Source organism: Amazonocrinis nigriterrae CENA67 (assembly GCF_016056305.1).
GTDB lineage: Bacteria > Cyanobacteriota > Cyanobacteriia > Cyanobacteriales > Nostocaceae > Amazonocrinis > Amazonocrinis nigriterrae.
The window spans coordinates 1-1,460 of record NZ_JAECZC010000088.1; the positions used below are offsets into that span (position 1 = coordinate 1).

The window sequence follows — 1,460 nt, forward strand, 5'->3', positions numbered from 1 at the left end:
GAGATGGGGGGATGAGGGAGATGGGGAACTCGGGGCCCCCACGACCGAAGGGAGGAGCCACTGCGTTGGACGGGTTCCCCGGCAGCCGCGCATGTGGCGTTGGGGATTAGGGGCAATGGGGGGAATAACAACTGACAACTGACAACTGACAACTGACAACTAACTCCTAACTCTTGTATCAAATTGGTGGTTGAGTTGCCAAATTATCGTTCTTTGATAACAATGTGTTAGTTGTATTTACTACAACCTGTGCTGCTCCTGTGAAGAACGATCGCTCTATATTCGCAGGTACATCACTGGGTTGGTGGTAATGTGGAGTACGTAAATTTGCGGTATCAGTCACCAGTACTGCACCGATTCCTTGATACCAAAATGGTGCATGGTCGCTGCGTAGAGTATCGGGTGTCAACAAACCTTTAAGAGGAATAGGCAGTGTCAGGACAGACGGCAGATTCAATCCCTCCTGATTTGAGGTCTTTTCGTTTTGAAAGGCATTGAGCAAAGGTAAATGTTCTGTATCGCCAATGGCGGCTAGAAAGTCGCCCTTGTCGCTGGGTGGGATAACAGGCAATCCTGGAGGATATTTTTGACATCCGGCAGTGTAGCAAGCATAACCCACCATATCCATAACTATAACGCCACGTAAGTTTTGCAAGTGTTCTGTCTTGGTGACAAAAGCTTTACTACCCAAAAGTCCCGCTTCCTCTTTGTCAAAAAAAGCTAACTGTAATGTCCGTGGTGTTGGATTTGCACCAAGAAGCCGGGCAGTCTCTAGCAATACCGCAATACCAGTAGCATTGTCATCAGCACCGGGGGAGTAGCCAACAGTGTCGTAATGTGCAGCTAAGAGAATTGCTCCTGCTTTTTTATCAGTTCCCTGTCGTTGTGCAAAGACATTAACACCTTGGGCAAACTTTTCCAGTTGGGGCTGCCAGCCGAATTTTCTGAGTTCTGTTGTAATGTAAGTGCGAGTACGCGATCGCTCGCTTGGCGTGAAACGCTGAAAATTCAAATTTTGGATGTGGGCTAATAGCCGAAGAGTAGAAACTTGTGGGGTACTCTGCACTTGCTTTGGCTGTGGCTGTGGTTGGGGTGTATTCACCCGAATGCGCTCAACAATAGCTGGTGAGGGACGCTGCTCAAACAACTCATTGAGTGCAGCACCTCTACTACCCACCACGACAGCTGCCACCAGACCCAACACAACCAGCCAAATCCATTTTTTCATGTAAACTTATCCTTGGCTTCCAGACTTAGGGTAACGCGATCGCCAAGTTTGACAACCCGTCTTTTGACAGCGATCGCAACTTCACTTACAGTTCCGCACTAGGTGAGTGCTGAGGCGCGGAGTTAGGAGTTAGGAGTTAGGAGTTAAGAGTTAGAAGTTAAGAGTTAGGAGTTAGGAGTTAGGAGTTAGGAGTGAAAAACTATCCTCCCCATCTCCCCCATCTCCCCCAGCT

The 1,460-nt window shown here is 48.4% G+C and carries 1 protein-coding gene; it reads right to left on the bottom strand.

The features are described from left to right. Positions 1–178 precede the first annotated feature (178 nt). Positions 179–1,228: a M20/M25/M40 family metallo-hydrolase gene (locus tag I8748_RS29600; protein ID WP_198128066.1), complete on the bottom strand. Its 1,050-nt coding sequence runs from the start codon at positions 1,226–1,228 to the stop codon at positions 179–181. Positions 1,229–1,460: the final 232 nt, after the last annotated feature.